General features: G+C 44.1%; 19 protein-coding genes and 4 pseudogenes. 13 read left to right on the plus strand and 10 right to left on the minus strand.

What is annotated here, in order from left to right:
* Window positions 1-89 precede the first annotated feature (89 nt).
* The 4 genes from ACMAZD_RS19690 to ACMAZD_RS19705 form a co-directional block, all read right to left on the minus strand.
* Complete coding sequence (locus ACMAZD_RS19690) at window positions 90-929, minus strand: energy-coupling factor transporter transmembrane component T family protein (protein ID WP_435250267.1); 840 nt, start codon at window positions 927-929, stop codon at window positions 90-92.
* The gene (locus tag ACMAZD_RS19695; RefSeq protein ID WP_435250268.1) at window positions 926-2,620 is read right to left on the minus strand and encodes an ABC transporter ATP-binding protein; all 1,695 of its coding nucleotides are present in this window, start codon (window positions 2,618-2,620) and stop codon (window positions 926-928) included. Before ACMAZD_RS19695 ends, ACMAZD_RS19690 begins: the two co-directional genes overlap by 4 nt.
* A gap of 6 nt (window positions 2,621-2,626) precedes the next feature.
* Complete coding sequence (locus ACMAZD_RS19700) at window positions 2,627-3,175, minus strand: ECF-type riboflavin transporter substrate-binding protein (RefSeq protein ID WP_435250269.1); 549 nt, start codon at window positions 3,173-3,175, stop codon at window positions 2,627-2,629.
* Between the two features lie 239 nt (window positions 3,176-3,414).
* Complete coding sequence (locus tag ACMAZD_RS19705) at window positions 3,415-3,606, minus strand: PT domain-containing protein (protein ID WP_435250270.1); 192 nt, start codon at window positions 3,604-3,606, stop codon at window positions 3,415-3,417.
* Between the two features lie 57 nt (window positions 3,607-3,663).
* On the opposite strand from ACMAZD_RS19705, the pseudogene ACMAZD_RS19710 reads away from it, so the two are divergent.
* Window positions 3,664-3,872, plus strand: a pseudogene (locus ACMAZD_RS19710) (carboxymuconolactone decarboxylase family protein); the annotation flags it as partial.
* Here the strand turns inward: ACMAZD_RS19710 and ACMAZD_RS19715 are convergent.
* Window positions 3,831-4,283, minus strand: a pseudogene (locus ACMAZD_RS19715) (LacI family DNA-binding transcriptional regulator); the annotation flags it as partial. The pseudogenes ACMAZD_RS19710 and ACMAZD_RS19715 sit on opposite strands and share 42 nt — an antisense overlap.
* A gap of 118 nt (window positions 4,284-4,401) precedes the next feature.
* Window positions 4,402-5,829 (minus strand): PLP-dependent aminotransferase family protein, encoded by a 1,428-nt coding sequence (locus ACMAZD_RS19720; RefSeq protein WP_435250271.1) that lies wholly within the window; start codon window positions 5,827-5,829, stop codon window positions 4,402-4,404.
* Window positions 5,830-5,953: 124 nt separating this feature from the next.
* On the opposite strand from ACMAZD_RS19720, the gene ACMAZD_RS19725 reads away from it, so the two are divergent.
* On the plus strand, window positions 5,954-6,853 hold the full coding sequence (locus tag ACMAZD_RS19725) for a DMT family transporter (protein WP_435250272.1): 900 nt from the start codon (window positions 5,954-5,956) through the stop codon (window positions 6,851-6,853).
* Window positions 6,854-6,956: 103 nt separating this feature from the next.
* Here the strand turns inward: ACMAZD_RS19725 and ACMAZD_RS19730 are convergent, their stop codons facing one another.
* Together ACMAZD_RS19730 and ACMAZD_RS19735 are read right to left on the minus strand one after the other, a co-directional pair.
* On the minus strand, window positions 6,957-7,382 hold the full coding sequence (locus tag ACMAZD_RS19730) for a DUF3010 family protein (RefSeq protein WP_017088295.1): 426 nt from the start codon (window positions 7,380-7,382) through the stop codon (window positions 6,957-6,959).
* 314 nt (window positions 7,383-7,696) lie between these two features.
* Window positions 7,697-8,044 carry a DUF3316 domain-containing protein gene (locus tag ACMAZD_RS19735; RefSeq protein WP_435250273.1) on the minus strand — a complete coding sequence of 116 codons (348 nt, stop codon included), beginning with the start codon at window positions 8,042-8,044 and terminating at the stop codon, window positions 7,697-7,699.
* Window positions 8,045-8,306: 262 nt separating this feature from the next.
* Here ACMAZD_RS19735 and ACMAZD_RS19740 point away from each other — a divergent pair, with 262 nt between their 5' ends.
* Window positions 8,307-9,176: a LysR family transcriptional regulator gene (locus ACMAZD_RS19740; RefSeq protein WP_435250274.1), complete on the plus strand. Its 870-nt coding sequence runs from the start codon at window positions 8,307-8,309 to the stop codon at window positions 9,174-9,176.
* Between the two features lie 4 nt (window positions 9,177-9,180).
* A pseudogene (locus ACMAZD_RS19745) lies at window positions 9,181-9,858 on the plus strand (endonuclease III domain-containing protein).
* 148 nt (window positions 9,859-10,006) lie between these two features.
* Here the strand turns inward: ACMAZD_RS19745 and ACMAZD_RS19750 are convergent.
* Window positions 10,007-11,668 carry a methyl-accepting chemotaxis protein gene (locus tag ACMAZD_RS19750; protein WP_435250275.1) on the minus strand — a complete coding sequence of 554 codons (1,662 nt, stop codon included), beginning with the start codon at window positions 11,666-11,668 and terminating at the stop codon, window positions 10,007-10,009.
* A 276-nt stretch (window positions 11,669-11,944) separates the two neighbouring features.
* On the opposite strand from ACMAZD_RS19750, the gene ACMAZD_RS19755 reads away from it, so the two are divergent.
* Window positions 11,945-12,460: an RNA methyltransferase gene (locus ACMAZD_RS19755; RefSeq protein WP_435250276.1), complete on the plus strand. Its 516-nt coding sequence runs from the start codon at window positions 11,945-11,947 to the stop codon at window positions 12,458-12,460.
* A 237-nt stretch (window positions 12,461-12,697) separates the two neighbouring features.
* On the opposite strand, the gene ACMAZD_RS19760 is transcribed toward ACMAZD_RS19755, so the two are convergent.
* Window positions 12,698-13,849 carry a multidrug effflux MFS transporter gene (locus ACMAZD_RS19760; RefSeq protein ID WP_435250277.1) on the minus strand — a complete coding sequence of 384 codons (1,152 nt, stop codon included), beginning with the start codon at window positions 13,847-13,849 and terminating at the stop codon, window positions 12,698-12,700.
* A 352-nt stretch (window positions 13,850-14,201) separates the two neighbouring features.
* On the opposite strand from ACMAZD_RS19760, the pseudogene ACMAZD_RS19765 reads away from it, so the two are divergent.
* From ACMAZD_RS19765 to phnD, 8 genes and pseudogenes are all read left to right on the plus strand, one after another.
* Window positions 14,202-15,037 (plus strand): annotated as a pseudogene (locus ACMAZD_RS19765) (SGNH/GDSL hydrolase family protein).
* A 91-nt stretch (window positions 15,038-15,128) separates the two neighbouring features.
* Window positions 15,129-16,019 carry a LysR family transcriptional regulator gene (locus ACMAZD_RS19770; protein ID WP_435250278.1) on the plus strand — a complete coding sequence of 297 codons (891 nt, stop codon included), beginning with the start codon at window positions 15,129-15,131 and terminating at the stop codon, window positions 16,017-16,019.
* Between the two features lie 91 nt (window positions 16,020-16,110).
* Window positions 16,111-17,118 (plus strand): N-acetyltransferase DgcN, encoded by a 1,008-nt coding sequence (dgcN, locus tag ACMAZD_RS19775; RefSeq protein WP_435250279.1) that lies wholly within the window; start codon window positions 16,111-16,113, stop codon window positions 17,116-17,118.
* A gap of 57 nt (window positions 17,119-17,175) precedes the next feature.
* Entirely contained in the window at window positions 17,176-18,171 is a 996-nt protein-coding gene (dgcA, locus tag ACMAZD_RS19780; protein ID WP_435250280.1) for an N-acetyl-D-Glu racemase DgcA, read from the plus strand.
* A gap of 371 nt (window positions 18,172-18,542) precedes the next feature.
* On the plus strand, window positions 18,543-20,516 hold the full coding sequence (locus ACMAZD_RS19785; RefSeq protein WP_435250281.1) for a sensor histidine kinase: 1,974 nt from the start codon (window positions 18,543-18,545) through the stop codon (window positions 20,514-20,516).
* Window positions 20,513-21,865, plus strand: coding sequence for a sigma-54-dependent transcriptional regulator (locus ACMAZD_RS19790; RefSeq protein WP_435250282.1), 1,353 nt, complete (start codon window positions 20,513-20,515; stop codon window positions 21,863-21,865). The genes ACMAZD_RS19785 and ACMAZD_RS19790 overlap by 4 nt, the downstream gene beginning before the upstream one ends.
* A gap of 258 nt (window positions 21,866-22,123) precedes the next feature.
* Window positions 22,124-23,344 (plus strand): glycerophosphodiester phosphodiesterase family protein, encoded by a 1,221-nt coding sequence (locus tag ACMAZD_RS19795; RefSeq protein ID WP_435250283.1) that lies wholly within the window; start codon window positions 22,124-22,126, stop codon window positions 23,342-23,344.
* A gap of 299 nt (window positions 23,345-23,643) precedes the next feature.
* Window positions 23,644-24,684, plus strand: coding sequence for a phosphate/phosphite/phosphonate ABC transporter substrate-binding protein (gene phnD, locus ACMAZD_RS19800; RefSeq protein ID WP_004732989.1), 1,041 nt, complete (start codon window positions 23,644-23,646; stop codon window positions 24,682-24,684).
* Window positions 24,685-24,773 lie beyond the last annotated feature (89 nt).

Here is a 24,773-nt window from a genome sequence, read left to right on the forward strand (position 1 = left end):
CGGTTAAGTTGTATTCAAAAGTGAATGGGTAAAATGACACACCGCCCTATTGAGCAGTGTGTCATTTTATCTATTTGTTTAAATTGATACTAAAATGGATACCAAAACAACACTGGTTCAAGAATGCGTTTTGCGATAGCCAATATCACGATTAAACCGATGATAAATAAACAAATACAATCGATACGTTTTAGAGGTGCATAGCTGTACCAAGTGCGTGCTTTGTGCCGTCCAAAACCGCGCAGTGTCATCGCATTTGAAATCTCATCTGCTCTGTCTAAGCTCGAGAAAATCAATGGGCCTAACACTTTGGCCACGTTTTTGATGCGAGTGATAAGTGGCGCTTTCTTTGAAAGTTCGACGCCGCGAGCCTGTTGAGCATGCATGATATTGATGAAGTCTTTTTTAACTTCAGGCAAATAACGCAATGTTAAGCTTACCGCATACGCAATCTTGTATGGAACGCCGATACGGTTCAGGCTTGCTGCAAACTCAGTTGGATGCGTTGTGAAGACAAAAATCAGCGCTATCGGGAACATACTCATGTACTTGAGCGTGACAGTCACTAAGTAAAACAGTGTCTCTTGGCTCAATGAATAGTTGCCAGGAAGCGTCAACATCAGAGTTTCGCTACCGATGAGTTCAGGACCTTGTTGTGGAGCCAGTAAATACATAAATAAGGCATTTAGGCTCAGAACACTTGCCGTACCAATCAATAGCGGCTTGTAAACACGCACGGGAACTTGAGTCAGCTTTAATAGATATAAGCCAGTCAGGATCAAAACAACGATGAGCCTGAGATCGAAGGTTGTAAGGACAACGGTTACCCAAGCTAAAAATAGTGCAAATTTTGTTATGCCATTAAGAGCATGCAGTGGCGATTTTGTGTCAATGTAATTGATGCCGAATTTTACTTTAGATGCATTCATTGAGTGCTTCTCTCGTAGTCGATGAAGTACTGCATAAATGCATTGGTGTCGTCGATTTTCATCATAGTCGCGAGTTCATAAATGCTGGTGGTACAAAGATTTGCGCGTTCTAATAGTGATGGTTGACTGAATACTTCCGTCATCGCTGCATTGGCAATCAGCTTACTGTCTGCAATCACGATTGAACGTGTGGTGTACTCTAGAACGAGATGCATGTCGTGTGAAATAATCACAACGGTAATACCTAAATCGCGATTGAGCTTTTGAATAAACGCCAGCATGGATGTGTAGTTACGGTAATCTTGACCTGCCGTAGGTTCGTCTAAGATAAGAAGTTCAGGTTCCAATACTAAGATAGAGGCAATCGTCACACGTTTTTTCTGACCGTAGCTTAAAGCTTCGATGGGCCAGTGGCGGAACTTGTTCAGCCCACATAGCTCAAGAACGTTCTCAACTTTCTCTTTTATCTGATCTTCTGCAACGCCACGGTTACGAAGGCCAAACGCAATCTCGTCGAAAATTATATGATGCGAGATCATATGATTTGGGTTCTGCATTACCACGCCGACTTTCTGGCTTCTTTCGAAGATGGAAAGCTCAGATAGGTCTTCGCCATTAAGATACGAAGAGCCTGAATCGGCATCAATCACACCCATAACAATCTTGGTGATGGTGGACTTACCCGAGCCGTTTTTACCTAAGATTGAAACAAACTCACCCTTGCCAATCTTGAAGCTGACATCTTCAAGCGCATTCTTTTCGCCGTCGTAAGAATAAGTCAGGCCATGTACTTCGAGTAAAGGCGTGTACTGCTTCTCTGCTAGCGGTTCAGGGCGTTCAGCAAACCAACCTTGTACTGAAGGGCGGAATCTTTTGTAATCCAAAGCTTTGAGGTTTGAAAGCTTATCTTCGCTAGTCAGAGGTGCTTTCGCTGCTTTAAGCGCAGACAGATAAAGAGGTTCACGAATACCGTGTTTATCAAGTAGTTCAGAAGCTAAGATTTCATCGGGTGTCATGTCCGCGACGATTTCACCACGTTCCATTAAGATCACACGATCAATATCGCGATGCAGGACATCCTCAAGGCGATGCTCGATAATCACGATAGTTTTGTTGGTTTCTTTATGCAGTTGGTCGATGATCTCAATTGTGGCCTTGCTTGTGTTAGGGTCAAGGCTCGCTAGAGGCTCATCAAACAGCAAGATATCGACATCGTCGACTAGAATACCGGCTAACGAAACTCGTTGTTTCTGGCCGCCTGAAAGGTCGTGTGGAGAGCGTTCAAGCATATCCGCTAGGTCGACCATTTTTGCGGTCGACTTAACTAACGGGTACATATCAATGTTTGACATCAACTGGTTTTCTAATGCGAACGCGATATCTTCGCCGATACTTAACCCCACAAATTGGCTATCAGTATCTTGTAATACCGTGCCGACTTGTTCGGTATAGTCGTGCATCGAAAACTCAGAAATGCTGTTGCCGTTGATCTCTAAAGCGCCGGTGACTTCACCTTTAATGGCATGAGGTATCAGACCATTGAGACACTGACCTAGAGTCGATTTACCACTACCACTCGGTCCAATAATGACGATTTTCTCTCCTTTCTCTATCCTTAGATTGATATTTTTTAGCGTCGATTTATCCAGCGACTCATATCTAAAAGAGAAGTTCGAAAATGCTATAGTCATTATCGCTTATGCCTCAGTTAGGTTGCGGCTTTGCTTATTGCGTTTAGCGACTGATTTAAGGATCAGGAAACCCACAACAGCGATCAGAACAGTGTTACCCGCAGCGATAATAGACAGTTGAGTGAAGACTTTCGTGAACGGTTCTGCGTAAAGAATAGTATCTAAGAATGCAGAACAGCCATATCCGACAACATTACCAATAAGGGCAAGTACAACGAACAATGCAAAGTCTTTCATTGGCAGTTCGCCTTGTTGAAGACGGTTTTTGGTTACCATCGGGAACAGACCAATAATCATACCTACGATGCCCGAGCCTAACACCCAAGTTAACCATACGCCCCAACCTGCGAACAAGTCCGTTACCCAGTGGCCAATAAAGCCAACTAGGAAGCCAACAATCGGGCCGAACAGAACAGAAAACAGTGCTAGAACTGCCATTGCTGGCTTTAATGTCGTGTTAGCGAACACTGGGACACCAAACATAGGCAAACCACCAATGCCGTACAGTGCCGCGCCAATAGCGATAACGACGACTGTTTTAGCTGAAAAGTTCATAGATAACCTCGAATACTGAAAGATAAAGCATAATAAAGAACCAATATTCGCCACTATTAATATGTGTCTCAATGAGATCGTTTTTTGGGCAAATATAAAAATAAGGCGCGCATTATATAGTAGAACCCTTCCATAAGGGAAGGTAAGTGTCTAGATGTCTAAAATTCCATCTGAACGTGGAAGTAATATGAAGACAAAGCATCATTTATGGTTAATCAATAGCTCGTCCTAAAGTCAGTCTAGTTTTGTTTGATATACACATGTCGGAATATATTGAGGAGTGAGTAAGCCAGTTTGACTTGTGCCTTTGCTTTTTTAAACGATCGTTCTGGTTGGTTGGTTGGTTGGTTGGTTGGTTGGTTGGTTGGTTGGTTGGTTGGTTGGTTGGTTGGTTGGTTTGTATTGTTTTCACACCAACGGAGAACAGTCATTAATTTCTCCGTGATTGATTTAATGAATTTAGAATCAGAATTGATAGGAATAGAGCCATGAGCAATTTCAAAATTCACTCAGTAGAATCAGCACCAGAACAAAGCAAACTCATTCTTGAGTGTACAAAAAACAGATGGGAAGAGTACCGGGGTTGTTTGGTGTGCTAGCTGAATCTCCAAATACTCTGAAAGCCTACAGAGAGCTTCATCAGCTTTTTAGCGACTCGCCTTTTGATGCTGAAGAGCTTACGGTTGTGTGGCAAACTTGCAGGTAATTGAGCGGAGTAACGCAGTAATGTGGTGTTATCGAGCATCTTTGAATGAATGACCACTGCTTCACAACCTTGGCTGATAAGAAAGTCGAGGCCTTCTTTTTCTCGCTAAGCATTGTGTCCGCCACTTACTACAACCAGTTGATATCCGTTTGTTCTCGCGACTTCCTCGACACTCTTTGCGACCAGCGCAAAAAATGGAGCCGCAAGGTTACCCGTCAATAGCCCAAGCGTGTTGCTGCTTCTGCTTGCCAAGGCGGTTGCGCGGGCATCTTTGTGGCAATTAAGCTCTTTGACTGCACGTTCTAGCGTTATCGGCTCAATATAGTAGGTACGGTTTAATACACGAGAAACCGTTGCTGTTGAAACCCCTGCAAGTGCTGCTACATCTTTTATTGTTGCCACGTTTAATTCTGCCAAGCATAGAAAAGCTGGAGTGTAGCGAATCTCTAATGTTTAATATGTTAGTAAGGTAAAAGCTATTAACTCTGGGTTGAGAATATTAGTCGAATGCTGGAAATATCTAGCGTGCATGTTTCGCGATCAACTTAGCCAACGTCACTATCCCTTCTTTCCAATCTTTACTTTCTTCAATGTTAGCCACAGTGAATCGCAGGCAATGTTTGAATTGGTCGTGTGTACCAAATACGGTGCCGGGTAAGATCCCCAGTTTATGTTTTAAGCAATCTTGATAGACCGCATAACTGTCGACTGATTCTGGGAGCGTTATCCAGTTGATAAATGAGCCTTCCGGCTTTGATAAGTGGTAGCGCCCAACAAGGTGCGGGTAGCTATCCAGTGCTTGTATTAAAAGGCTTTGAAACTGTTTTTGATTGGTTTGATAGAGCCGTTTCATCTTGGATAAATGACTGCGGTATTTGCCTGTCGTGAGAAACTGCCCGACTGCGGATTGCATGAGGTTGGAACTGCCCATGTTGTCACACAGTAGATACTTTTCGACCAAGGGTTGATAACGACCTGAAAGTAACCAACCGACACGCAGGCGGGAATCTAAGGTCTTAGATAGCGAATTAACGTAGATCACGCGATCTTGGTTATCAAGTTCTTTTAAGCTAGCAATTGGTGCGTCAAACGCCAAGCTACCGAACACATCGTCTTCGATAATCGGCAAAGATCCGGTTATTTCCAACAGCGCTTTTCGATTAGTTAAGGGAATTCTTGAGCCTGTCGGGTTGGTAAAGTTTGGTGTCAGTAGCAGCGTCTTTACTTCCCATTTATTCAGTGCACTTTGCAGCGAAGGAATGTCGATTCCATGGCTAACACTGCTCGGTATTTCAAGGGCTTGTAAGCCAAGTGATTCAAGTAATAGTAAATTGCCGAAGTAACACGGTGACTCTACCGCCACGATGTCACCCGGTTTGGTTAGTGCACGTAAAGCCAAACTGATCGCCTGTTGAGCTCCGTGAGTAATCGCAATTTCTTTCGATCCCGCAGGCACACCTAGATCATGGGTGATCTTTAACAATTGCTTTACTAATTGCTCGTCGCCGGGAGGCAATTGGTAATAACCGGGCAACTGAGTTTGTAAACGGCTATGGCGGCCGATCTCGGCGTATAAGCTTCGAATGGCAGGGTTGTTGATGTTCGGGTGAGCAGAGCCGGCAAGTAACTTCATATGACCTTTAGGACGAGAGAGTACCGATTTGGTGACAGATAAGAGGTCAACTTTTTGAGGTTGGCTGGGAACATCCCAACTTGTGGTGTTCGGGGCTTTGACGCGATAACCCGATTTGGGAACCGAGTACACCCAACCCGTTGCTTCCAATTCTTGATAGGCGCGAATCACAGTGTTTTTGCTCACGCCAAGCTGTTCACTTAACTGACGGATCGAGGGAAGGCGATCGTCTGGATGAAAAAGTCCTTTATCAATCTGAGCTATAATATGCTGTTCGGTGGCGAGATATTTATTACCGATGAGTTTTGCTTCCACGTTATTCTCCCTCGTTGCTCACACTTAATCTGTAACCATTTAAAGTGTTATATCTGTATCTTTATTAGTTATCTGTACCCAACTAAGGTAACAGCATTGATGAAGAGTTGACCAGAGGTTTGTAATGCTGATTAAAATGATTCCGTTTGTGTTTGTAATATTGTGGTCGTCAGGCTTTGTTGGCGCACGTCTTGGTGTGGAATACGCCGAACCCGCGACGTTACTTTCACTCAGGATGGTGGCGAACGTGGTGCTGTTCTTGGTTTTGATTGCAATCCTTAAGCGTCGTATTCCTCGTGGCCGAGCATTCTTCCATGCTTGTGTAGTCGGCATATTGATTCACGGTTTTTACCTTGGTGGTACTTATTTGGCGATCAATTGGGGGATGCCTGCGGGGTTAAGTTCGCTATTGGTGGGTCTACAACCAATTCTTACTGCGCTAATCATGGTCAGCTGTACCTCGCAACGTTTTAACTTCGCGCAATGGCTGGGCTTAGCGCTCGGTTTTGCGGGTATTAGCCTAGTGTTGATGGGCAATATTCAATGGCAATCGGACGATCAAAAAGGCATGGCGACATTACTATGTTTAGTGTCACTGGTCGGTATTACCTGCGGCACTTTGTACCAGAAACGTTTTTGTCAGGGTACTGATATGGTGGGTGGCGCGATGGTGCAATACTTGGCTTCAGCTGCGCTGTTTCTGCCTTTTGCAATGCGTTACGAAACCATGCAGGTGAACTGGACGCTAGAATTTACGTTAACGCTGATTTGGCTGGTGGTTGTGTTGTCTTGTATCGCAATACTGTTGTTGCTGTACATGGTAGCACATGGCGCATCTTCAAGTGTCGCATCGGTGTTTTATCTCGTTCCACCGACGACCGCAATTCAAGCGTGGCTTATCTTCGGTGAATCGTTTGATATCTATGGTGCAATGGGCTTCGCGTTATCAGCCACTGCGGTTTATCTGGTAGTGAAAAAGCCGGAATGGATTAAGGCTCGCAGGCGAACAGCGTTAGAGCGGTAAGCATGTTTAATAAAACAAACTGAGTTTAAAGCGAGTGATAGAAACAAAAAATAGCCTGAATATTCAGGCTATTTTCTCTAAATCTTTCGCTAATACTTGGCGATTAACGTTGCATCAAACAAGCGTATGCCGTTGTAAACGGTGCTTCTTGGTATTGCTTAAGGCCAGTCTCTTTGAACTTCATCATAAGAGGGTTGCGCTTAAGGCTTTCTTTGATGTCAGCTGGTGACACAACTGTTACGTCTAGGCCATCGATCAATTGAATTGCTGCTTCTAGTTTGAAACCGAAGCCACCGCCAGCAAATTTGCCTTTAGTTTGGCGCTGACGAATTACCACTTTATCTACTTGGTAATCTTCCATCAGTTTTGCGAAAGAGAATTGAAAATCTTTCATGTTTTGCGTGTCGTTTGCATCGCCAATAGCGACTTTTGAAACGCGACAATCAGGAATGTTAAATACGCCATCAGAAAGAGAAAGTAGACAAATGATTGCATCATTACCTTTGATTTCAACGCCACAAATTTTCATGTTTATACCTATTTACTTTTGAGCCGTACATTATGGTGCTATTTCTCGCACTTCTCCAGTAATAGCGCACCTAAGCAGTAAATAAGTACAAAAATAATGTGGGCACGGTATCTGGAGCAGTCGGCAATTTGGTTTTCATTTGGAAGTTAAAGATATTGGCGACATTTTTGGATACGTTTAGTTTGATAATAACTTTCGTATTCAGATGCGTAAGTATCTTCGTTTCTATCATGAACAAAAAAGCCCGTACTCATGAGTACGGGCTTTCTTTTTGGATGCGTGATCGGTTTTTAGAACTGATCAATCATTCGGTGTTAGCTGCTACGATCGTCTTTGTATGTGTAACGGTAGTCAACTTTTACGTTGGCTTGGTAATGGATATCGCCACTCATGTTAGTGATTTTTTTCACTTCCATATTCGCGTCATCGATCTTGAACGAATCGTATTTTGTTGTTTGTTGGAACTGTGGCAGTTCTCTAGAAAGCTCAAAAGGTGTCTTTGCGCTTAGCTCATCCATAAGGTTTGTTCCTGCATCGTATGCTTCCGCTTCAGTAACAAATGTATCAGATTTTAGCGTTGTTTCTTGAATCGTTGTTTTGGTTGCTGCAAATGCTGTTGTGCTGAGTACAAGAGTTGATGCAAGTATGATTAATTTCTTCATAGGATTACCTTACTTTGTTGAAGTACCGGTTTGTCGGTACACAACTAACATATCAGTGAAGTGGTATGATGAGTGTTAGGGGAAACTACAATATTGTTAGTCTTCAGTAAGCAAAAATGAGCAATGTCAGCCGTTGGTAGGAATTATTTTGTCTTATTGTCGCTCGTAAAAATTTGTGCGCAGAGCACGCCAAGCAAGGTGACAGTGATTTGTAACTTCAATACACTGTATGGGTAACCATCGTTCAGCATAAGGTAAAAGTATGGCCAATTGGGAAGGGGTAAGTGAGTTTGTTGCAGTGGCAGAGCGTGAAAGCTTTACTGTTGCTGCACAAAAGCTTTCTACATCAGTGGCTCAAATCAGTCGTAGGGTGGCAAACCTCGAAGAGCGCCTAGCAGTGAAACTACTCAATCGAACGACTCGTAAGGTTTCTCTAACAGAAGCCGGGCAACTTTATTTTCAGCAATGTAAGTTGTTGGTAGAAGGTTTAGAAATTGCTGAGCTAGCTGTAACGCAGATGCAATCCACACCTAAAGGTTTGTTGAAAGTGACGGCTCCCGTGACCTATGGCGAGCGTCAACTCGCACCGATACTCCATCAGTTTTTAAAGCTTCACCCACAAGTAGAACTTGAGCTGATGCTGACCAATCAAAAACTTGATCTTATCGATTCTGGTGTTGATGTGGCGATTCGTCTTGGTCGCCTAGATGATTCAAGCCTTGTGGCAAAGAAGCTTTCTCAACGACAACTCTACGTATGTGCCAGCCCTGAATATATTGAACGTTATGGTGAACCACATACGCTTTCTGAATTGAGCCATCACCCATGTTTGGTGGGTGGTTTTGAGCATTGGCGTTTCAAAGAAAATGGCCGTCCTCGCGCGGTTCGCGTGAATGGGCGCATCAAATGTAATAGTGGTTTAGCTTTGTTGGATGCTGCGAAGCAGAGTATTGGTTTGGTTCAATTGCCTGAGTATTACGTGAGCGAAGATCTTGATTCGGGGGAGTTAGTTGAGGTGCTATCCGATTACCGAGATGATAAAGAAGGGATCTGGGCACTCTATCCGCAGAACCGTAACTTGTCTTCAAAGGTTCGCTTATTAGTCGATTTTCTATCTGAGCAACTGGATTAGTTCTATGACGGTAAGCCTTCGTAATGTAATCCGTCCAAACGACTTGATACTCAAAGTATTCGATACACTTGAGCAGCACTGCGGTTATTTTGATTGGTGGCAAAGGAATGACCCTTACGAAATCATTCTAGGCGCTATTCTGGTTCAGAGTGCCAACTGGAAGAACGCAGAGAAAGCACTCACCAATTTAGGCGACAAGTGTAATCTAAGGTCAGTCGCAGAGATGGCTCTTGATGATCTTGCCCAAAAGATTCGTTCTAGTGGCTACTACAATCAGAAAGTCATTAAGTTGAAGGCCGTGACTGCGTGGTTTTTGAAATACCAATACGATATGTCTGTAGTTCGTGCTCAGGATAAGGATCAACGGCGTAAAGAGTTATTGGAAGTCAAAGGAATTGGTGGCGAAACCGCTGACGCGATTCTGGTATAAGCAATAGGTAAGCCGTCTTTTGTAATTGATGCGTACGCGAGAAGGATTTTCACTCGCAACGGGTTGGATGTGCCTAAATCGTATGAGAAATTTCGAACTTTAATGGAAAGCGTAATCCCTCAAGATATAAAAAGGTACGGCCATTATCATGGCTTACTCGTCGATCATGGTCAGCAATTTTGTAACCCAAAACCCAAGTGTGAACATTGCCCATTGAATCAAGATTGCGTTAAGGCTGGAGTTGGAGTTTAGTTCTACTTAGCGCTATTCCTTTCATTTAAACACTCTTCGATAAAAAAATAGGGCTTCAGAAGGATGATTCTGAAGCCCTATTTCATTTGATTCAAAAGCTATAAACGTTTTGTCGCGTTTACTTGTTATTTACTAGACCCAAAATGTATTAGACCGTGAAGCGATCCACCAAATGGTATAGCTCATTGGCGCGAGTGTTTAGGTTTTGGCTACCCGTACGGTTTTGATTCGCCAATGATGCCGATTGTGAGCTTTGATCTGAAATCACCACAATACGTTGAGATATCTCTTGGCCGACAATGTTTTGTTGTTCCGTCGCTGTGGCAATAAGCGAGTTCATGTCCATGATGGTATCAATCGATGCTTGGATCTTCGCGAGTGCTGCGGCTGCGGCATTGGCTTCTTCCACAGTTTGAGCACTTCGATTTTGGCTCGAATCCATGGCTTTTACTGCGGCATCTGAAGCGGCTTTTAGCTGCTGAATCATTTTGTGAATGTCACCTGTACTTTCTTGAGTACGACTTGCCAGCTTACGAACCTCATCCGCTACCACAGCGAATCCACGACCTTGTTCACCAGCACGCGCTGCCTCGATCGCGGCATTCAATGCCAAAAGGTTGGTCTGTTCGGCAATATCTTGAATAACGGCCAGTGAAGACGAGATGTTTTGAACATCGCCTTCCAAACGCGATACGACTGTATTCGCTTCGGATACTTCACTTGCCAACGCTGCAACCGAATCGGCAGCTGCGTTGACTATCTGTTGCGCTTCTTTGGCGTTGTTTTCTGCTAATTTCGCCGAATCGGCCGCTTGGCTTGCGTTGCTTGAGATCTCTTGCGCCGTTGTGGTCATCTCCGTCATCGCCGTTGCAACTTGTTCTGTTTCTTCACGCTGACCTGTGGCAATTTCGTCGACCTGCGCGGCGCGAGAAGACATGCTGCTTGTTTCAGATACCACTTGTTGACCAACTTCGCTGACGTTGCGGATGATGGTTTGCAGGCTGGTAACAAACGCATTGAAGTTCTCGCTGAGTTGGGTGAATTCAGGGGCATTAAAGGTTTCCATTCTAGCCGTTAGGTCGGCCTCACCGCTAGCAAAGGCGCTAATTGAATGGTCAAACTGTTCTAGCGGCTTCATAATAGTACGGTTGACAGCAACGGCGAACACCGCAACTACTAGGGCGATCAAACCACAGAAAAGAGCTATCGCGGTCAGTGAGTTTTGCAGTGCAGCGTTTGAGCTCTCTTTCATCTCGGCGATAACCGCATCGATGTCGTCAGTATAAAAACCAGTACCAAGCATTAAATCCCACTGTGTAATGAATATCGAGTAGCTGAGTTTCGGTAGTGCTTCAGACTGACCAAGTTTCGGAAAGTAGTAAGTGGTGAATTCGCCAAGTTTTGAATTACTGATAAGATCTTGAATAAGGTAATTGCCTCTTTTGTCTTGTAAGTCGTAGTAATTTTTGCCGATACCATCAGTATTTCTCCCGGCGACGACTCTCACACCTTTCGAGTCGTAACCAAAGATATAGCCAGATTCGCCATACTCGAGTGTTTTCAAGGTTGGTAGAGCTTCTTCTAGTGTCGCCCCTCTTTCTAAGAAAGGACTGATGGCAGATTGGGCCATTTGTATATACGCTTTGAGTTCCTTTTCTTTCATGGCCATCATGTTGTTACGCGTCGATTCTACTTGTTGCGCGGTCAGCTCTACGCTCTTCATATACGTTACGCTCATCATCCCGATTACCATTAGTAGTAAAGGAATGAAAGAGAGAATATAAAGGCGGTTTTTGATGGTTAGGGTCATGTCATACTTCCTGTTCGATTGTCTTGTGCAATTTCTAAATACAATATGAATGTGGTTGCTATTTGTAAATGGGCTTATTGATTAATTGTTACCCTAGAGTGATTTTGTTTTACAAATATGATGGCGGTTAAATATTTGATGTGACATGTGTTCCAACTAAGGTGAGGGAGATAAAGCGGTTATTTTATTTCGATGCTTTTGAATTCTACACTGCTTTGTTAGAATGCGATGCTTTGCAGCACCCTGCTATGTTTATCCGTTAAGTGAGAAATATTCATGAACAAAAGCCATGTGACTATTGGTTTAACTAACCCTAAGAGCCCGACAAACGTGGGTGCAGTTATGCGTGCTGCTGGCTGTTATCAAGTCGATACCGTCAAATATACAGGGCAGCGCTATGAAAAAGCGGCTAAATTCCATACCGACACCAAGAGTGCTGCGCGCACTATTCCACTGACGGGCGTTGAGTCATTTCTAGATAAACTTGATCCTGAAACCAAGATTGTTTGTGTGGAACTTGCGGAAGGTGCTACGCCACTGCCACGTTTTAAACACCCGAAAAACGCTATCTATATTTTTGGCCCAGAAGACGGTTCCATTTCTCAAGATGTAGCTGATAGAGCGGATCACGTTGTGTACGTACCAACAGTTGGTTGCATGAATTTGGCTGCGACAGTGAATGTGCTGCTTTACGATCGCCTTGCAAAGTCTGATGAAATGGACGAAAGCAACGAGCTGATTAAGAAAAGCCGTGATAACCGCAATCACTTGCTAATAAAAGAAAAGTCATAACTCAGATATCATTGTTAAATGTAACCTGTTTATCATGTTTAAAACTCAATATCATTGAAGTCGAAAGTAAGCAGGTTTATGAGGTATTTGATTACGACAAAGGCAATGAATATAGCTGTGGAAAATAGAGTTATATAAAATAGAGCCGTCATTTTAATTTCCTTGAATATTAAATGAGTCGTATATCATCAATAAAAAACCACCTGGTTAAGGTGGTTTTTTATTTTAAGGTAAGCGTTATCGACGTTTCACGTTGTGCAGTGTATGCATAATGACAAGTACGATAGAAGCGATCGCACATCCTAATAGCGTTACCGCTAAATCCCCAAACTCCGCCGCTTTATGGAGGCCGAAGCCGATAATTAAGTAATAAAACAGGCCGAGTAGTGCGCCTGCACTGCCTAAGTGATCGCGGTAGTGGGTTAGTGCTCCACTCAATAAGTTTGGTAACGCAAGCCCAAATGATAAAGAAACAAATACCATAGGGATAAAGAACCAAACTGAATCCTGCATTATAAATACGCCCAAGCCAGCAATTAATAATACCCAAGACGCGAACGTTACGATTTTATCGTGGCTTAAGTGCATACGTATTAGCTTCATGTTGATAACAGAGCCCAGAACAGATCCTATGGCTAGAATAAAGCCTGTATTTCCAAAGAAGCTTACGCTAGCGCCTAATTTTTCAAACATAAATGGTGCAATACTGTAATAAGAAAATAGAGCGATATTAAATAATCCAACCATTAAAGTTACGTACCAAATATGTGGGTCAGTAAGCATTTTCATAGCAACAGAAATTAAGCTATCTCGTTTCGTGTTTACAGGTTTAGTCTCTGGAAGTTTAAATAAAGACCAAATCAATAATGCGGCCACGAAAACGACCATTGCACAGAATACCCATTTGTAGCCACCGGTTGATGTTAACCAACTGCCTGTTAGCATTCCGACAACAGGGCTTATGCCTATTGATGTGCCTACGATAGAAAATACATGACTTAACTCTTTGCCTTGATATCCATCACGAATAATAGTTTGAGTACAGACCGACCCAACCGCGGCGCCAAAAGCACAGCAACCGAAGCCCATTAACAACAGGTCAAAAGTCGGTGATAGCATGGTGAATATAGCTGCAATAATGAATACACTTAAGCCTAATAATGTTGAGATTCTTCTTCCCAATACGTCACACATTCTGCCCCAGAACACAACGCCAAACGCAAAGGCGATGAAAAAAATGGACATGGCTTGTGCGGCTTCGCTACTGCTGACTCCAAAATGGTTCTTCACAGAAGTAAGAGCTGGGCTATACATTGTCTCTACTATTTGCGGGAACATAAGTAGGACAACGGCCAATGGGATAGATATCTTTTCTATAATCTTATTCATTTTTTGTTTTTAAATACCTCTATTTAAACTGTATCTTTCTAAATATGTCCTGTTATTCCCTTTAGAAGGGTTCTACAGAATAAGTATCATTCTACGTACGACCTGGGGAATCCTTATAATGACATTTGGACAAAAAACGTTAATATATGGACGTGATGTTTGAGGGGAGATGTTCTGAATTTAAGTTTCAGAGATTAACCATCTTGGTATTTGCGCAGAAAGTAACAGTAACATGGCAGAAGAAGCTATGAAGCTGACCCAAGCGTTGTCTACTTGCCTTTTTCTCTACCTACCAATCTTTGAATCAGATACTATCATTCCAATAGAAAGAAAACTGAAGGGTAGGCAACGCATGGATGACAAGCAATTGATTGCTGCGCTGCAAGAGGCTCCTGTCTTCGAACTGTACAAATTGTTCCAGCAATACGGACAAAATCGTTCTCTTTATGTTTTGTTAGAGAAGCTCGTTGATTTGAAAGAACAACATTACCTCAAAACCTAACTCAGCCTATTAAGACCGCATATCGAAGGTGTACTTTCCAATTCGATAGCACCACACCGAATGACGAGATCCTCAAAGCGGTCGCTATTCAGTCTGAGATTCAACAGCGAGGTCACAGTATGAGTCGCTACATCATGACATCGGACAATCATCGCCATTTCTCTCCAAATGCAGACTTAGTCATGTTTGGTGATTCGATCACCGAGTGGGCTCCGTGGGCGGATATTTTCCGTGATATATCTATGGTCAATCGTGGCTTAGCAGGCGATACCACCACAGGTATGTTGCGCCGCATTGATACCACGTTGAACGTTAAGCCAAAGCTAGTGTGCTTTATGGCTGGGATAAACGATTTAGCGCAAGGTTACGATGTTGACCATATCTACCAGAACTACGTTGATATACTTAAAGTGTGGCAAGAAAACGATATTCGAATTTTGGTGCAATCAACGCTTTATGTTGGCTCTAAATTGCTCGGCTTAAACCCTTCAGTGGAACTGCTCAATAGCAAAATAAGCGAGTACTGCACTCAGCAAGGCATTACGTTCTTAGATGTGAATTCAGTCTTATCCCCTAACAAGCGCCTGTCGAATGAATACTCATGTGATGATCTGCATTTGAATGCCAAGGCTTACCAAGTTTGGGCTGAGGTTTTTCAGCCACAGATAATAGAACTGTTAAAATAAACTCATGCAGACAGCTAGTTAAACAGACAGATTAGCCAATACAAGAGAAGCCAAGTTCTACACTTGTTTTGTTAACCATAAGGACATCAATTTGAATCTAAGACAACTGGAAGTCTTTTACGCCATTATGCAGAGCGGAACTGTATCTGGGGCTGCGCGCAATCTGCATGTGTCGCAACCTAATGTGACCCGTATTTTGGCGCATACCGAGCAGCAGCTTGGGTTTGGATTGTTCGAGCGTGTGAAAGGTCGATTGGTGCCAACCGTTGAAGCGAAAACCTTGCTGCCAGAAGCGGAAAAGGTCTATCAGCAACTGGGGCAATTTCGTGCTTTGACCAACAAAGTCAAACAAGGACATCAGCATTTACGCATTGGCGCGCCACCGATTCTGGCGACTAAATTACTGACTCCGGTGATCGCCCAAATGTCTCGCGAGCAAGAACTCTCTTTTGAATTACTAACCGCCAACCGTGACGAACTGTGTGCTGGGCTATTAAAGCATGAGCTTGATATTGCTATCGCGTTCGGCGATGAAGCACCGCCTGCGATATTAAGTGAAACGCTATTAACCGAATCACTTAAGGTTTTGGCTCCTTTCAATACGGTTGATCATTTACCTACAGAATTGACTCTAGATGATTTGATCCGTTATCCGCTGCCAATCATCGGGCTTGATAGCCGCGATCCACTAGGCCTCCTGTTACATCAAAGCCTTATTGCGTGTGATGAGCATTACCACCATCCGATATCTGTACGTGGGTATAGCGCGGCGGCGGAACTGGTCAAGCACCAAGCAGGTTTTGCGATTGTTGATCCGTGGACGGCAGAGCAGTACCAAAATGACGATGCGGTCTGTGTGTTGCCTCTTCAGCCAGACATCCAATTGTCGGTATCGATGCTTTGCGCAGAGCACACCCCTCAGTCGATTTCCGTTAAGCAATTTATCGCTTCATTGAAGATCCATACTCACCCTATAACTTAAGGTTATAGGCTCGCCATAAATAGGCATTCGGCACCTGCGAAGTTCTTAATTAAAGTAAATCCACACAAGGACTTATTAATTAGGAATGCTCATGTCAATCGTTCAACCTTACCTTCTTTTTCTTGGGGATGTTACTGACCCACTCGCTGCAAAAACAGCTCGTGGCATTCACCAATGGCGACCAGAAATCTGCCTAGGTCAACTGCGTTTAACGGGTGATACTGTTTCATTGGGCTTAACGGACATGACCCTGCAAGACGCACAAACGCATGGTGCGAAGACTCTAGTGATTGGCACCGCAAATCCGGGTGGTGTAATTCCTGAGTCTTGGCAGTCAACCATTATGGCCGCTGCAGAAATGGGATTTGAGATTGCGTCTGGCATGCACCAACGATTGAGTGAATTTTCACCGCTTGCTGACATGCAGCAACAAGGATTGACTAAGCTTTATGATGTACGCCATTTTGACGGTGTTCTTAATGTTGGTAACGGAAAGCTTCGTCAAGGTAAGCGCCTGCTTACTGTCGGAACAGATTGCTCGGTAGGCAAAATGTTCTCGGCATTAGCCATTGAAAAGTCGCTTAAAGAGTCAGGTACATCCGCTCAGTTCAAAGCGACAGGGCAGACAGGTATTTTGATTGAAGGCAGCGGAATTTCGATTGATGCTGTAGTTGCGGATTTTATTTCTGGCGCAGTTGAAGCGATTAGCCCCGATTTTACCGACCACGAGTGGGACATCATTGAAGGGCAAGGTTCTTTGTTCAACCCTTCGTTTGCAGGCGTGAGTTTGGGTCTATTACATGGTGCACAAGCTGATGCCTTAGTGCTGTGTCATGAAGTTGGGCGACCACATATTCGTAACCTTCCTCATGCTCAATTACCAAGCATAGAACAGACGATTGAAGCCAACTTGCAAGCGGCGCGACTGACCAATCCAGACGCGAAGCTGGTGGGTATCTGCTTGAACACGTCGGCGATTAGCATTGAAGAGGCTGAAACATTGTGCCAAGAATGGACCACACTCTATCAAGTGCCGGTGACGGACCCGGTGCGCTTTGGTGTACAACATATTACTGATCATTTGCGACATTCACTTTAACGACTTCATCATTTCTACGTTTCCATTTGTTATAGCGAACATCAACCGAGTGAAATTATGAAGATTACAGCAGACCCCATTACTATCGCGATGCAAACGCCTTTTCGCATATCTCGTGGCAGTCGAACTGAGTGTCACGTTGTTCGTGTTTACATTGAACATAATGGCAAACAAGCTCAAGGCGAATGCACGCCTTACCCACGATACGGCGAGTCATCGGAGTCTGTGTTAGCGCAAATCCAACACGCCTCTAGCGCACTTGAAGCCATGTTTGAACGGGGCGTTACCGATCCGGCAGAGCTAAGAGAGCATCTCCAGTCTTTATTGGCCGGAGGGGCAGCGCGAAATGCGGTTGATTGTGCGCTTTGGGATTTAGAAGCACAGCAGAACGACCAGACCTTTCCAAGTAGCTTGTTTGAGTTACCCAATCAAATCGTGACTGCAATGACCGTCTCGATTGGTACTCCAGAAGCCATGGCGACTCAGGCTCGAGACTATGTCGCGAATGGTGCGAAACTTCTGAAAGTGAAGCTTGATGGCGAGCAGGTGATAGAACGTGTTCGCGAGGTACGAGAAGCCGCGGCAGATGTTCAAATTGTATTGGATGCGAATGAAGCATGGACAGGATTGAATCTCGAAGAGTTGTTCAACCAACTAGCAGAATTTGATGTTGCGATGATCGAGCAGCCTTTACCCCAGCAGCATGATGCGTCACTGGCGCACATCAAACACCCGATACCACTGTGTGCCGATGAAAGTTGTCATACTACCTCACAGCTCTCATCGCTGTTGGGCAAGTATGAAATGGTTAACATCAAACTCGATAAAACGGGCGGTTTGACTGAAGCATTGGTACTTGCAGAAGAAGCCCAAAGGCTCGGGTTTACTCTGATGTCTGGTTGTATGCTCGGTACATCGTTGGCGATGCGTGCAGCTCTGCCAATTGCCGTTCAATCTGAAATCGTCGATCTCGATGGCCCAGTCTTACTTGGCCAAGATGTTTTTCCTGCTCTGACTTATCGTGATGGGATGATTATTCTTGAAGTTCTTTGAATACGTTTAATCGATGGATATGGCATAGATGAAATCGTATGAGTGAAAACTTGTGCGATTTTTTCGGTCTCTAGACCTTAACTTATTAAATAATCGAAGGTTTTGACTGCTTGATGGAGAGTGCTATTCATATAATTTACGTGCGTATTGATAAAGTAATCACGTTTCTGTCGGTGCGGTCACTTTCTATTATCGCAAAACAGACAACCTAGGGTTTATAAAATAATTGTTATGGTGTTTTATGTGAAATGTTAATGATTACTCTTCGTTTAATAGTTCTACTAAAGCTATCTGATGTGAGGTTGAGTAAGGTATAAGCCCTAACCGTCTGAATCATTGACCAATTCCTATGGATTATTGATGAGAAGAGGGTGGAGCGAGTGAGTAGTCATGTCTCCGAAGTGATAGAAAATAAAGACAGCTTTGAACGCCCGTTTTCAATCAAAATCCCGCGTCGTAAGTGGTTTGGTTGGAAAGGCATCGAACTGCGCTTGGTGTTGGCATTGGCTATGTTATCGATGACCACCATCTTCCTTTCGGTTGTTTCTAGCTTTACTTTTGACGACCTAAACCAACGCCTCGTTGAATTAAAAGAGAGTGAAATCCCCGCCTTAGATAACGCTGCACGCCTCAATGATATGGTGCGTGTGATTATCACGACTTCATCTCAACTCAGTGATGCTGAATCTAATTTAGAGCGTAAGCAGGCGATGCTTAAAATTGAAGAGGCTATTTCAGTGATGAATAGCGTTATGGTTCAATTCCCTGATTATCACGCCTATTTTAAAGATCTTATTGCCCAAGTTAATAATAGTCTGAGTCTGTTGTATCAAAGTGAGATTGAGTCAGAACAACTCAATCAAGAACTTCGTAATTTGCTCGAAGGCTTTTATCCTCTATTGCAACAAGCCAGTGATTCACTCGATAGTTTGCCTGAACCAGCCAAAGATAAAATCCAATATACTCAGTTGAAATCTCTGCTTTATTACCAATTAGGCTTGGTAGAAAAGCTGTATAACGACTCAAGTTTTAATGAGCTCGATTACACCAGCTACCGCCTAGAGCAAGTAGGTGAAGTATGGTGGAAACTTTGGGTCAGTGGTGATTTAAGAAGTGATTTTCCTGAATTAGATCATCAACTCACGGTGATTTATAACCTTGCTTCAAGTGATAGCAGCTTGTATGGACTCAAAAACAAAGCGCTCGATCATCTTTATCAAGAGCAATACTTCCTGCAAAATAGCCGCGAACATTTGAATCAGTTAACCGTGCAGATCGAAAGCAACACCAGCAAGGTGAATAGCAATATTGACCAATCGATTCAACAAGCGCAGCTGTCTTTACAATCGAATCAGCAACTCTCTCTTTTTCTTTCTCTATTTAGTGTGTTGGCTGCCGCTGCCATTTCGTGGTTCTACGTGCGTAAGAGTATTTTAGAACGGCTTTTACAGCTCAAAGACAACATGTTCGCGATTTCTACCGGCCATTTAGATACCGAGGTTTCTATTCGGGGAAAAGACGAAGTGACGCAAATGGCCAAGTACCTAAAGGTATTCCAGACCACGGCCAAAGTCGTTAAGCAAACCAATCGAAAATTAGAAGCCGAGGTTGAAGAACGTACCTTAGCAGAAGCCAAATTACGAGTGACCCAAGACGAGTTAATCCAAGCCGGAAAACTGGCTGCGCTTGGGCAATTAAGTGTCGGGATCACGCACGAGATCAATCAACCGCTGACCGCAGTAAACAGTCACGTTCGAAGTGCTCAATTATGGTTAGCTAAGCAAAGGCCTGATAGGGCAGAAGAGAACCTGAAAAAGATCGAGGTCTTGTTAGATAAAGTGGCTGCGATAACTCGTCACCTAAAAGCGTTCTCGCGTAAGAGCGATGGCAAGATTGATAACGTTGAATTGGATAAGGTCGTCCGTGACGCGATTGATCTCTTTGAAACTCGACAAAGCGCAGTGTCGATTCAGTATTCACCACAAAGCAACCAGATGGTTCGAGCTAACAGCATTCGCTTAGAACAGGTACTGGTGAATTTGATCAGCAATGCTCTGGATGCCATCGAACACAGAGAGAAACCAGATCTCAGCATCTCTACTCAAGAGTATTCGAATACCATTCAGATTTTGGTGATGGACAACGGGTTAGGGATACCTGAAGAGGACATTCCGCATCTGTTCGACCCATTTTATACGCGTAAGGTTACAGGCAAGGGGCTTGGACTCGGTTTGTCTATCGCATACAACATCATAAAAGACTTTGGCGGATCGATTCACGTGGAATCCGTCGAACACCAAGGTACCACTTTTATCGTCACTCTACCAAAAGGCATAGCCTCATGACTGCAGAAAAACACATAGTTCTTATCGATGATGAAATCGATGTCGTTGAAGCCGTGAGTGAAATGTTGGAGCTAGAAGGGTTTAGCGTCACTGCCTTTACCGACCCTAACCTTGGTCTTAAATCGCTTAAAGCAAACAGCCAAGCGGTTGTGTTGTGTGATGTACGAATGCCACAGGTGGATGGGCTTACGCTTCTGAGTTCAATCCAGCATAGAGCTACTAATATCCCCGTATTGTTGATGAGTGGCCATGGCGATATTCCCATGGCGATAGAGGCAATGAAGCTAGGGGCTTTCGACTTTTTAGAAAAACCACTTAATGCTAGTGAGTTGGTAGAGAAACTCGACTTGGCGCTGGCACAATCTCAGCACAATTACCCAGCGACTACAGACGGTGATGCGGAAACTGAGTTACCGATTGAAACGGTGGTTATTGGCCAATCAAAAGCGATGGATACGATACGTAAGCAAGTGCTCGCACTGTCTCATACTGGTGTGGATACCATCATCAACGGCGAAACAGGAACGGGCAAAGAAGTGATTGCTCGCGCGTTGCATCAATTTAGCCGTCGTAAGGCGAAGCCCTTTGTCGCGATCAACTGTGGCGGCATGACAGAGAGCATTATCGAAAGTGAGTTGTTTGGTCATGAAGCGGGTTCGTTTACCAGTGCCAACAAGAAACGCATTGGTAAAATAGAACAAGCCAATGGCGGTACTCTGTTTCTTGATGAAATAGAAAGCATGCCAATGGCCGTGCAAATTAAACTGCTGCGCGTCATTCAAGAAAGAATGATCGAGCGCGTTGGTGGTAACGAGTTAATCCCGGTCGATATTGTGGTGGTAGCCGCTAGCAAAGCTGATCTCGCTAGCTTGAGTGAAACGGGTGAGTTCAGAGCCGATTTCTTCTATCGCCTCAATATCGCGAGCTTAAACCTTCCCGCATTGCGTCAACGCAAAGAGGACATTCAGGTGTTGTTCCGTCACTTTGTGATTCAAGCGAGCCATAAATACAAGACACGACCATCAACGCTTTATCCCGAACAAATACAGCAGCTATGTCGACACGAATGGCCTGGTAACGTGCGCGAATTACGCAATGTTGCTGATCGATTTGTGCTCGGTATTGTGGGAGATGGCTTTGATCTCCAATCGCCGATTTGTGAATCAACTAGGGAAGATTTCGCCTTTGAAAAGCAGATGGAGCAGTATGAGAGAAATGTATTAACCGAAGCGTTGATAGAGAGTGCAGGCAATATCAATGAGGCCTCAAGCAAGCTGAACCTACCACGCAAAACGCTTTATCGAAAAATGAAGAAACATCAATTGGATAAAGAGAGTTTCAAGGCCTAGCTGGTTTATTCATTCGCTTAGTAAAAGCACAAGACAATAATGACCCATTTAACTTTTAGTCGAATGGGTAACCGTTTCAAGTAATTGTAATAAAAGGGCTTTAACATTTGGCACAAAGCGTGCAACCACTACATTGTGGCATACGTTCACATGAGGTTATTCGGTGTTGAGCCCAAATTTATATGCCGGTTATCCAACACCGAATGAGCGAATAAAGGAAGTTAGAAAAATAATTGCTTGTTGCAAGGAGATACAAACATGAAGCAAATACTGAAAGGTTCGATTGCTCTGATACTAGGTGTGAGCTCGATGACGGCATGGGCCGCAGCAGAATCAGCCGACTTAGGTCCTCGTCCCCTCTTTTTAGTGAACAATATGGATGAGAGCCCTTTGAAAACAAAGCTGTTGAGTTGCAGTGAAGGACCTTTTCATCGTAGTGATTTTTCTATTGGACATCGCGGAGCTGCGATGCAGTTTCCTGAGCACACCAAGGAATCCTACTTAGCGGCCATTCAAATGGGCGCGGGCGTAGTAGAGTGTGATGTGACTTTCACCAAAGACAAGGCGTTGGTATGTCGTCACTCTCAAAGTGATCTACACACCACAACCGATGTTTTGGCGCATCCAGATCTCGCTAAGAAGTGTTCAACACCGTTCACGCCAGCCAACCCAGCGACAGGCGAAGATGCTCAGGTTGAGTGTCGTACCTCTGATTTCACGCTAGCGGAGTTTAAAACTCTCAAAGGGAAAATGGATGGTGCGAATCCAAAAGCAACCACTGTTAAAGAGTACATGAATGGCACACTTGGTTGGAGAACCGATCTTTACAGCCAAAGTGGAACATTGATGACACACGCCGAAAGTGCGGCACTGTTTAAAGAGCACGGCGTCAAGGTGACTCCTGAGCTGAAATCTGCGGCGGTAGAAATGCCTTTCAATGGTTTTAGCCAAGAGATGTACGCGCAGAAGCTGGTGGATGAGCTGAAAGAGGCGGGCTTTGAGCCTTCGGAGGCTTACTTGCAGTCATTCAACTTAGATGATGTGAAGTATTGGGTTAATGAAACGCCTAAGTTCGGCAAGCAAGCGGTTTATCTTGACGACCGTGTCTACGAGCAAGCGGACTTTGTCGCGTCTGTTGAAAACATGAAAGAGCTACACGATGCGGGTGTGAATATCATCGCACCACCTCTGTTTGCTTTGGTTGAGCTAGGTGAGAACAACGAATTGGTTGCGTCTAACTACGCGAAACTGGCAAAAGATGCTGATCTTGAGATTATTGCATGGACACTTGAGCGTTCGGGTCCACTAGCTCAAGGCGGCGGTTGGTATTACCAAAGCGTGAAAGATGGCATCAACAATGATGGCGACATGATGAAAATGCTTGATGTACTAGCGCAAGATGTCGGTGTAATGGGCGTATTCAGTGACTGGCCTGCAACGGTAACTTACTACGCTAACTGCATGGACAGCGACGCTTAGGCTATTCAAAGCGCGCTGCTACGTCGCTAATTATAGCGTTTGTCTAAAGAGCACTTAGTCAAAGAATAATAAGAGAAAAAGCAGTGAACCAAAGAGCCTTCGGGCTCTTTTTTTACCATCGAAATTGGTGGGACACAAATGACCCAAATGGTGACTTGTGAGTTGGACAGTAATGACACAAAAGTAATTTAACAATTTGGCTTTTTGTATAAGCTATTGAAATTAAACAAATTTAAAGGTGGCACGAAGGCTGCAATAGCGAAGGTGACTTTCAACAATAAGTAAAGTAAGGTTTGAATATGAAAATCAGTGTTAAAGGACTGTTAATCGCTAGCTCATTGCTACTTCCTTCAATGGCTATGGCAAGTGACTGCTCTAGTCGTGGTGTGTTAGACGATCGATACTGTGATGAAAACCAAGATTTGGTCGCCGATTCACCAAAGAATCCAGATGAGTGGAACGATCCAAGTACGCTTGTGTTTACTTACACGCCAGTAGAAGACCCAGCGTTATACAAAGATGCGTTTGCGGATTTCCAAGCTCACCTAAGTAAAATCACGGGTAAGCGAGTGATTTACTACACAGTGCACTCGAACTCTGCGCAAGTAGAAGCGATGCGTTCTGGTCGACTGCACGTTGCAGGTTTCTCGACTGGCCCGACTGGCTACGCAGTTAACCTCGCGGGTTACGTTCCAATCGCAGTGAAAGGCGATGAGTCTGGCTTCCAGGGCTACAACTTAATCACGATTGTTCGTAAAGACAGCGGCATTAATAAAATGTCTGATCTGAAAGGCAAAAAGGTTGCACACACTTCTGCATCTTCCAACTCTGGCAACCTAGCTCCACGTGCGTTATTCCCAGCGAAAGGCCTAGTGCCAGATGAAGATTACAAAGTGCTTTACTCAGGCAAGCATGACCAATCGATTCTAGGCGTCTTCAATGGAGATTATGACGCAGCACCTGTGGCATCGGACGTGTACGATCGTATGGTAGCAGCAGGTCGTGTTGACGATTCTGAACTGAAGATTATCTACCGTAGCCCACGCTTCCCAACGTCTGCGTTTGGCTATGCTTACAACCTAAAACCAGAGCTAGTTGAGAAGATCAACGAGGCTTTCTTTAGCTACCGTTTTACACCAGAAATGAGCGCATCGTTTAAAGGTGCCGACCGTTTCTCGCCAATCAGCTACAAAGAAGAGTGGGATGTGATTCGTGATATCGCCCACGCGACAGGTACGGCTTACACTAAAACTGGCCTGAAAAAGTTAGCTGAGAAAGATGCGGCTAAACGTGCAAAGAAAAAAGCTGCTGAGTTAGCAAAACAAGCAAACAACGGCTAGTTCGTCACTCTGTTGGAAGGCTAAGTTTTAGAAAGACTTTGCCCTTTAAAAACACCTACCTCAACTAAATATCTATGCCCTCGCGGGTA

This window comes from Vibrio sp. nBUS_14, from assembly GCF_051201655.1.
Lineage (GTDB): Bacteria > Pseudomonadota > Gammaproteobacteria > Enterobacterales > Vibrionaceae > Vibrio.

Bases quoted from the DNA above. Each gene is read 5' to 3' on its own strand.
- ACMAZD_RS19690 (WP_435250267.1), bottom strand. From the start codon at position 929: ATGAATGCATCTAAAGTAAAATTCGGCATCAATTACATTGACACAAAA.
- ACMAZD_RS19695 (WP_435250268.1), bottom strand. From the start codon at position 2,620: ATGACTATAGCATTTTCGAACTTCTCTTTTAGATATGAGTCGCTGGAT.
- ACMAZD_RS19700 (WP_435250269.1), bottom strand. From the start codon at position 3,175: ATGAACTTTTCAGCTAAAACAGTCGTCGTTATCGCTATTGGCGCGGCA.
- ACMAZD_RS19705 (WP_435250270.1), bottom strand. From the start codon at position 3,606: ATGACTGTTCTCCGTTGGTGTGAAAACAATACAAACCAACCAACCAAC.
- ACMAZD_RS19725 (WP_435250272.1), top strand. From the start codon at position 5,954: ATGCTGATTAAAATGATTCCGTTTGTGTTTGTAATATTGTGGTCGTCA.
- ACMAZD_RS19730 (WP_017088295.1), bottom strand. From the start codon at position 7,382: ATGAAAATTTGTGGCGTTGAAATCAAAGGTAATGATGCAATCATTTGT.
- ACMAZD_RS19735 (WP_435250273.1), bottom strand. From the start codon at position 8,044: ATGAAGAAATTAATCATACTTGCATCAACTCTTGTACTCAGCACAACA.
- ACMAZD_RS19740 (WP_435250274.1), top strand. From the start codon at position 8,307: ATGGCCAATTGGGAAGGGGTAAGTGAGTTTGTTGCAGTGGCAGAGCGT.
- ACMAZD_RS19750 (WP_435250275.1), bottom strand. From the start codon at position 11,668: ATGACCCTAACCATCAAAAACCGCCTTTATATTCTCTCTTTCATTCCT.
- ACMAZD_RS19755 (WP_435250276.1), top strand. From the start codon at position 11,945: ATGAACAAAAGCCATGTGACTATTGGTTTAACTAACCCTAAGAGCCCG.
- ACMAZD_RS19760 (WP_435250277.1), bottom strand. From the start codon at position 13,849: ATGAATAAGATTATAGAAAAGATATCTATCCCATTGGCCGTTGTCCTA.
- dgcN (WP_435250279.1), top strand. From the start codon at position 16,111: ATGTCAATCGTTCAACCTTACCTTCTTTTTCTTGGGGATGTTACTGAC.
- dgcA (WP_435250280.1), top strand. From the start codon at position 17,176: ATGAAGATTACAGCAGACCCCATTACTATCGCGATGCAAACGCCTTTT.
- ACMAZD_RS19790 (WP_435250282.1), top strand. From the start codon at position 20,513: ATGACTGCAGAAAAACACATAGTTCTTATCGATGATGAAATCGATGTC.
- ACMAZD_RS19795 (WP_435250283.1), top strand. From the start codon at position 22,124: ATGAAGCAAATACTGAAAGGTTCGATTGCTCTGATACTAGGTGTGAGC.
- phnD (WP_004732989.1), top strand. From the start codon at position 23,644: ATGAAAATCAGTGTTAAAGGACTGTTAATCGCTAGCTCATTGCTACTT.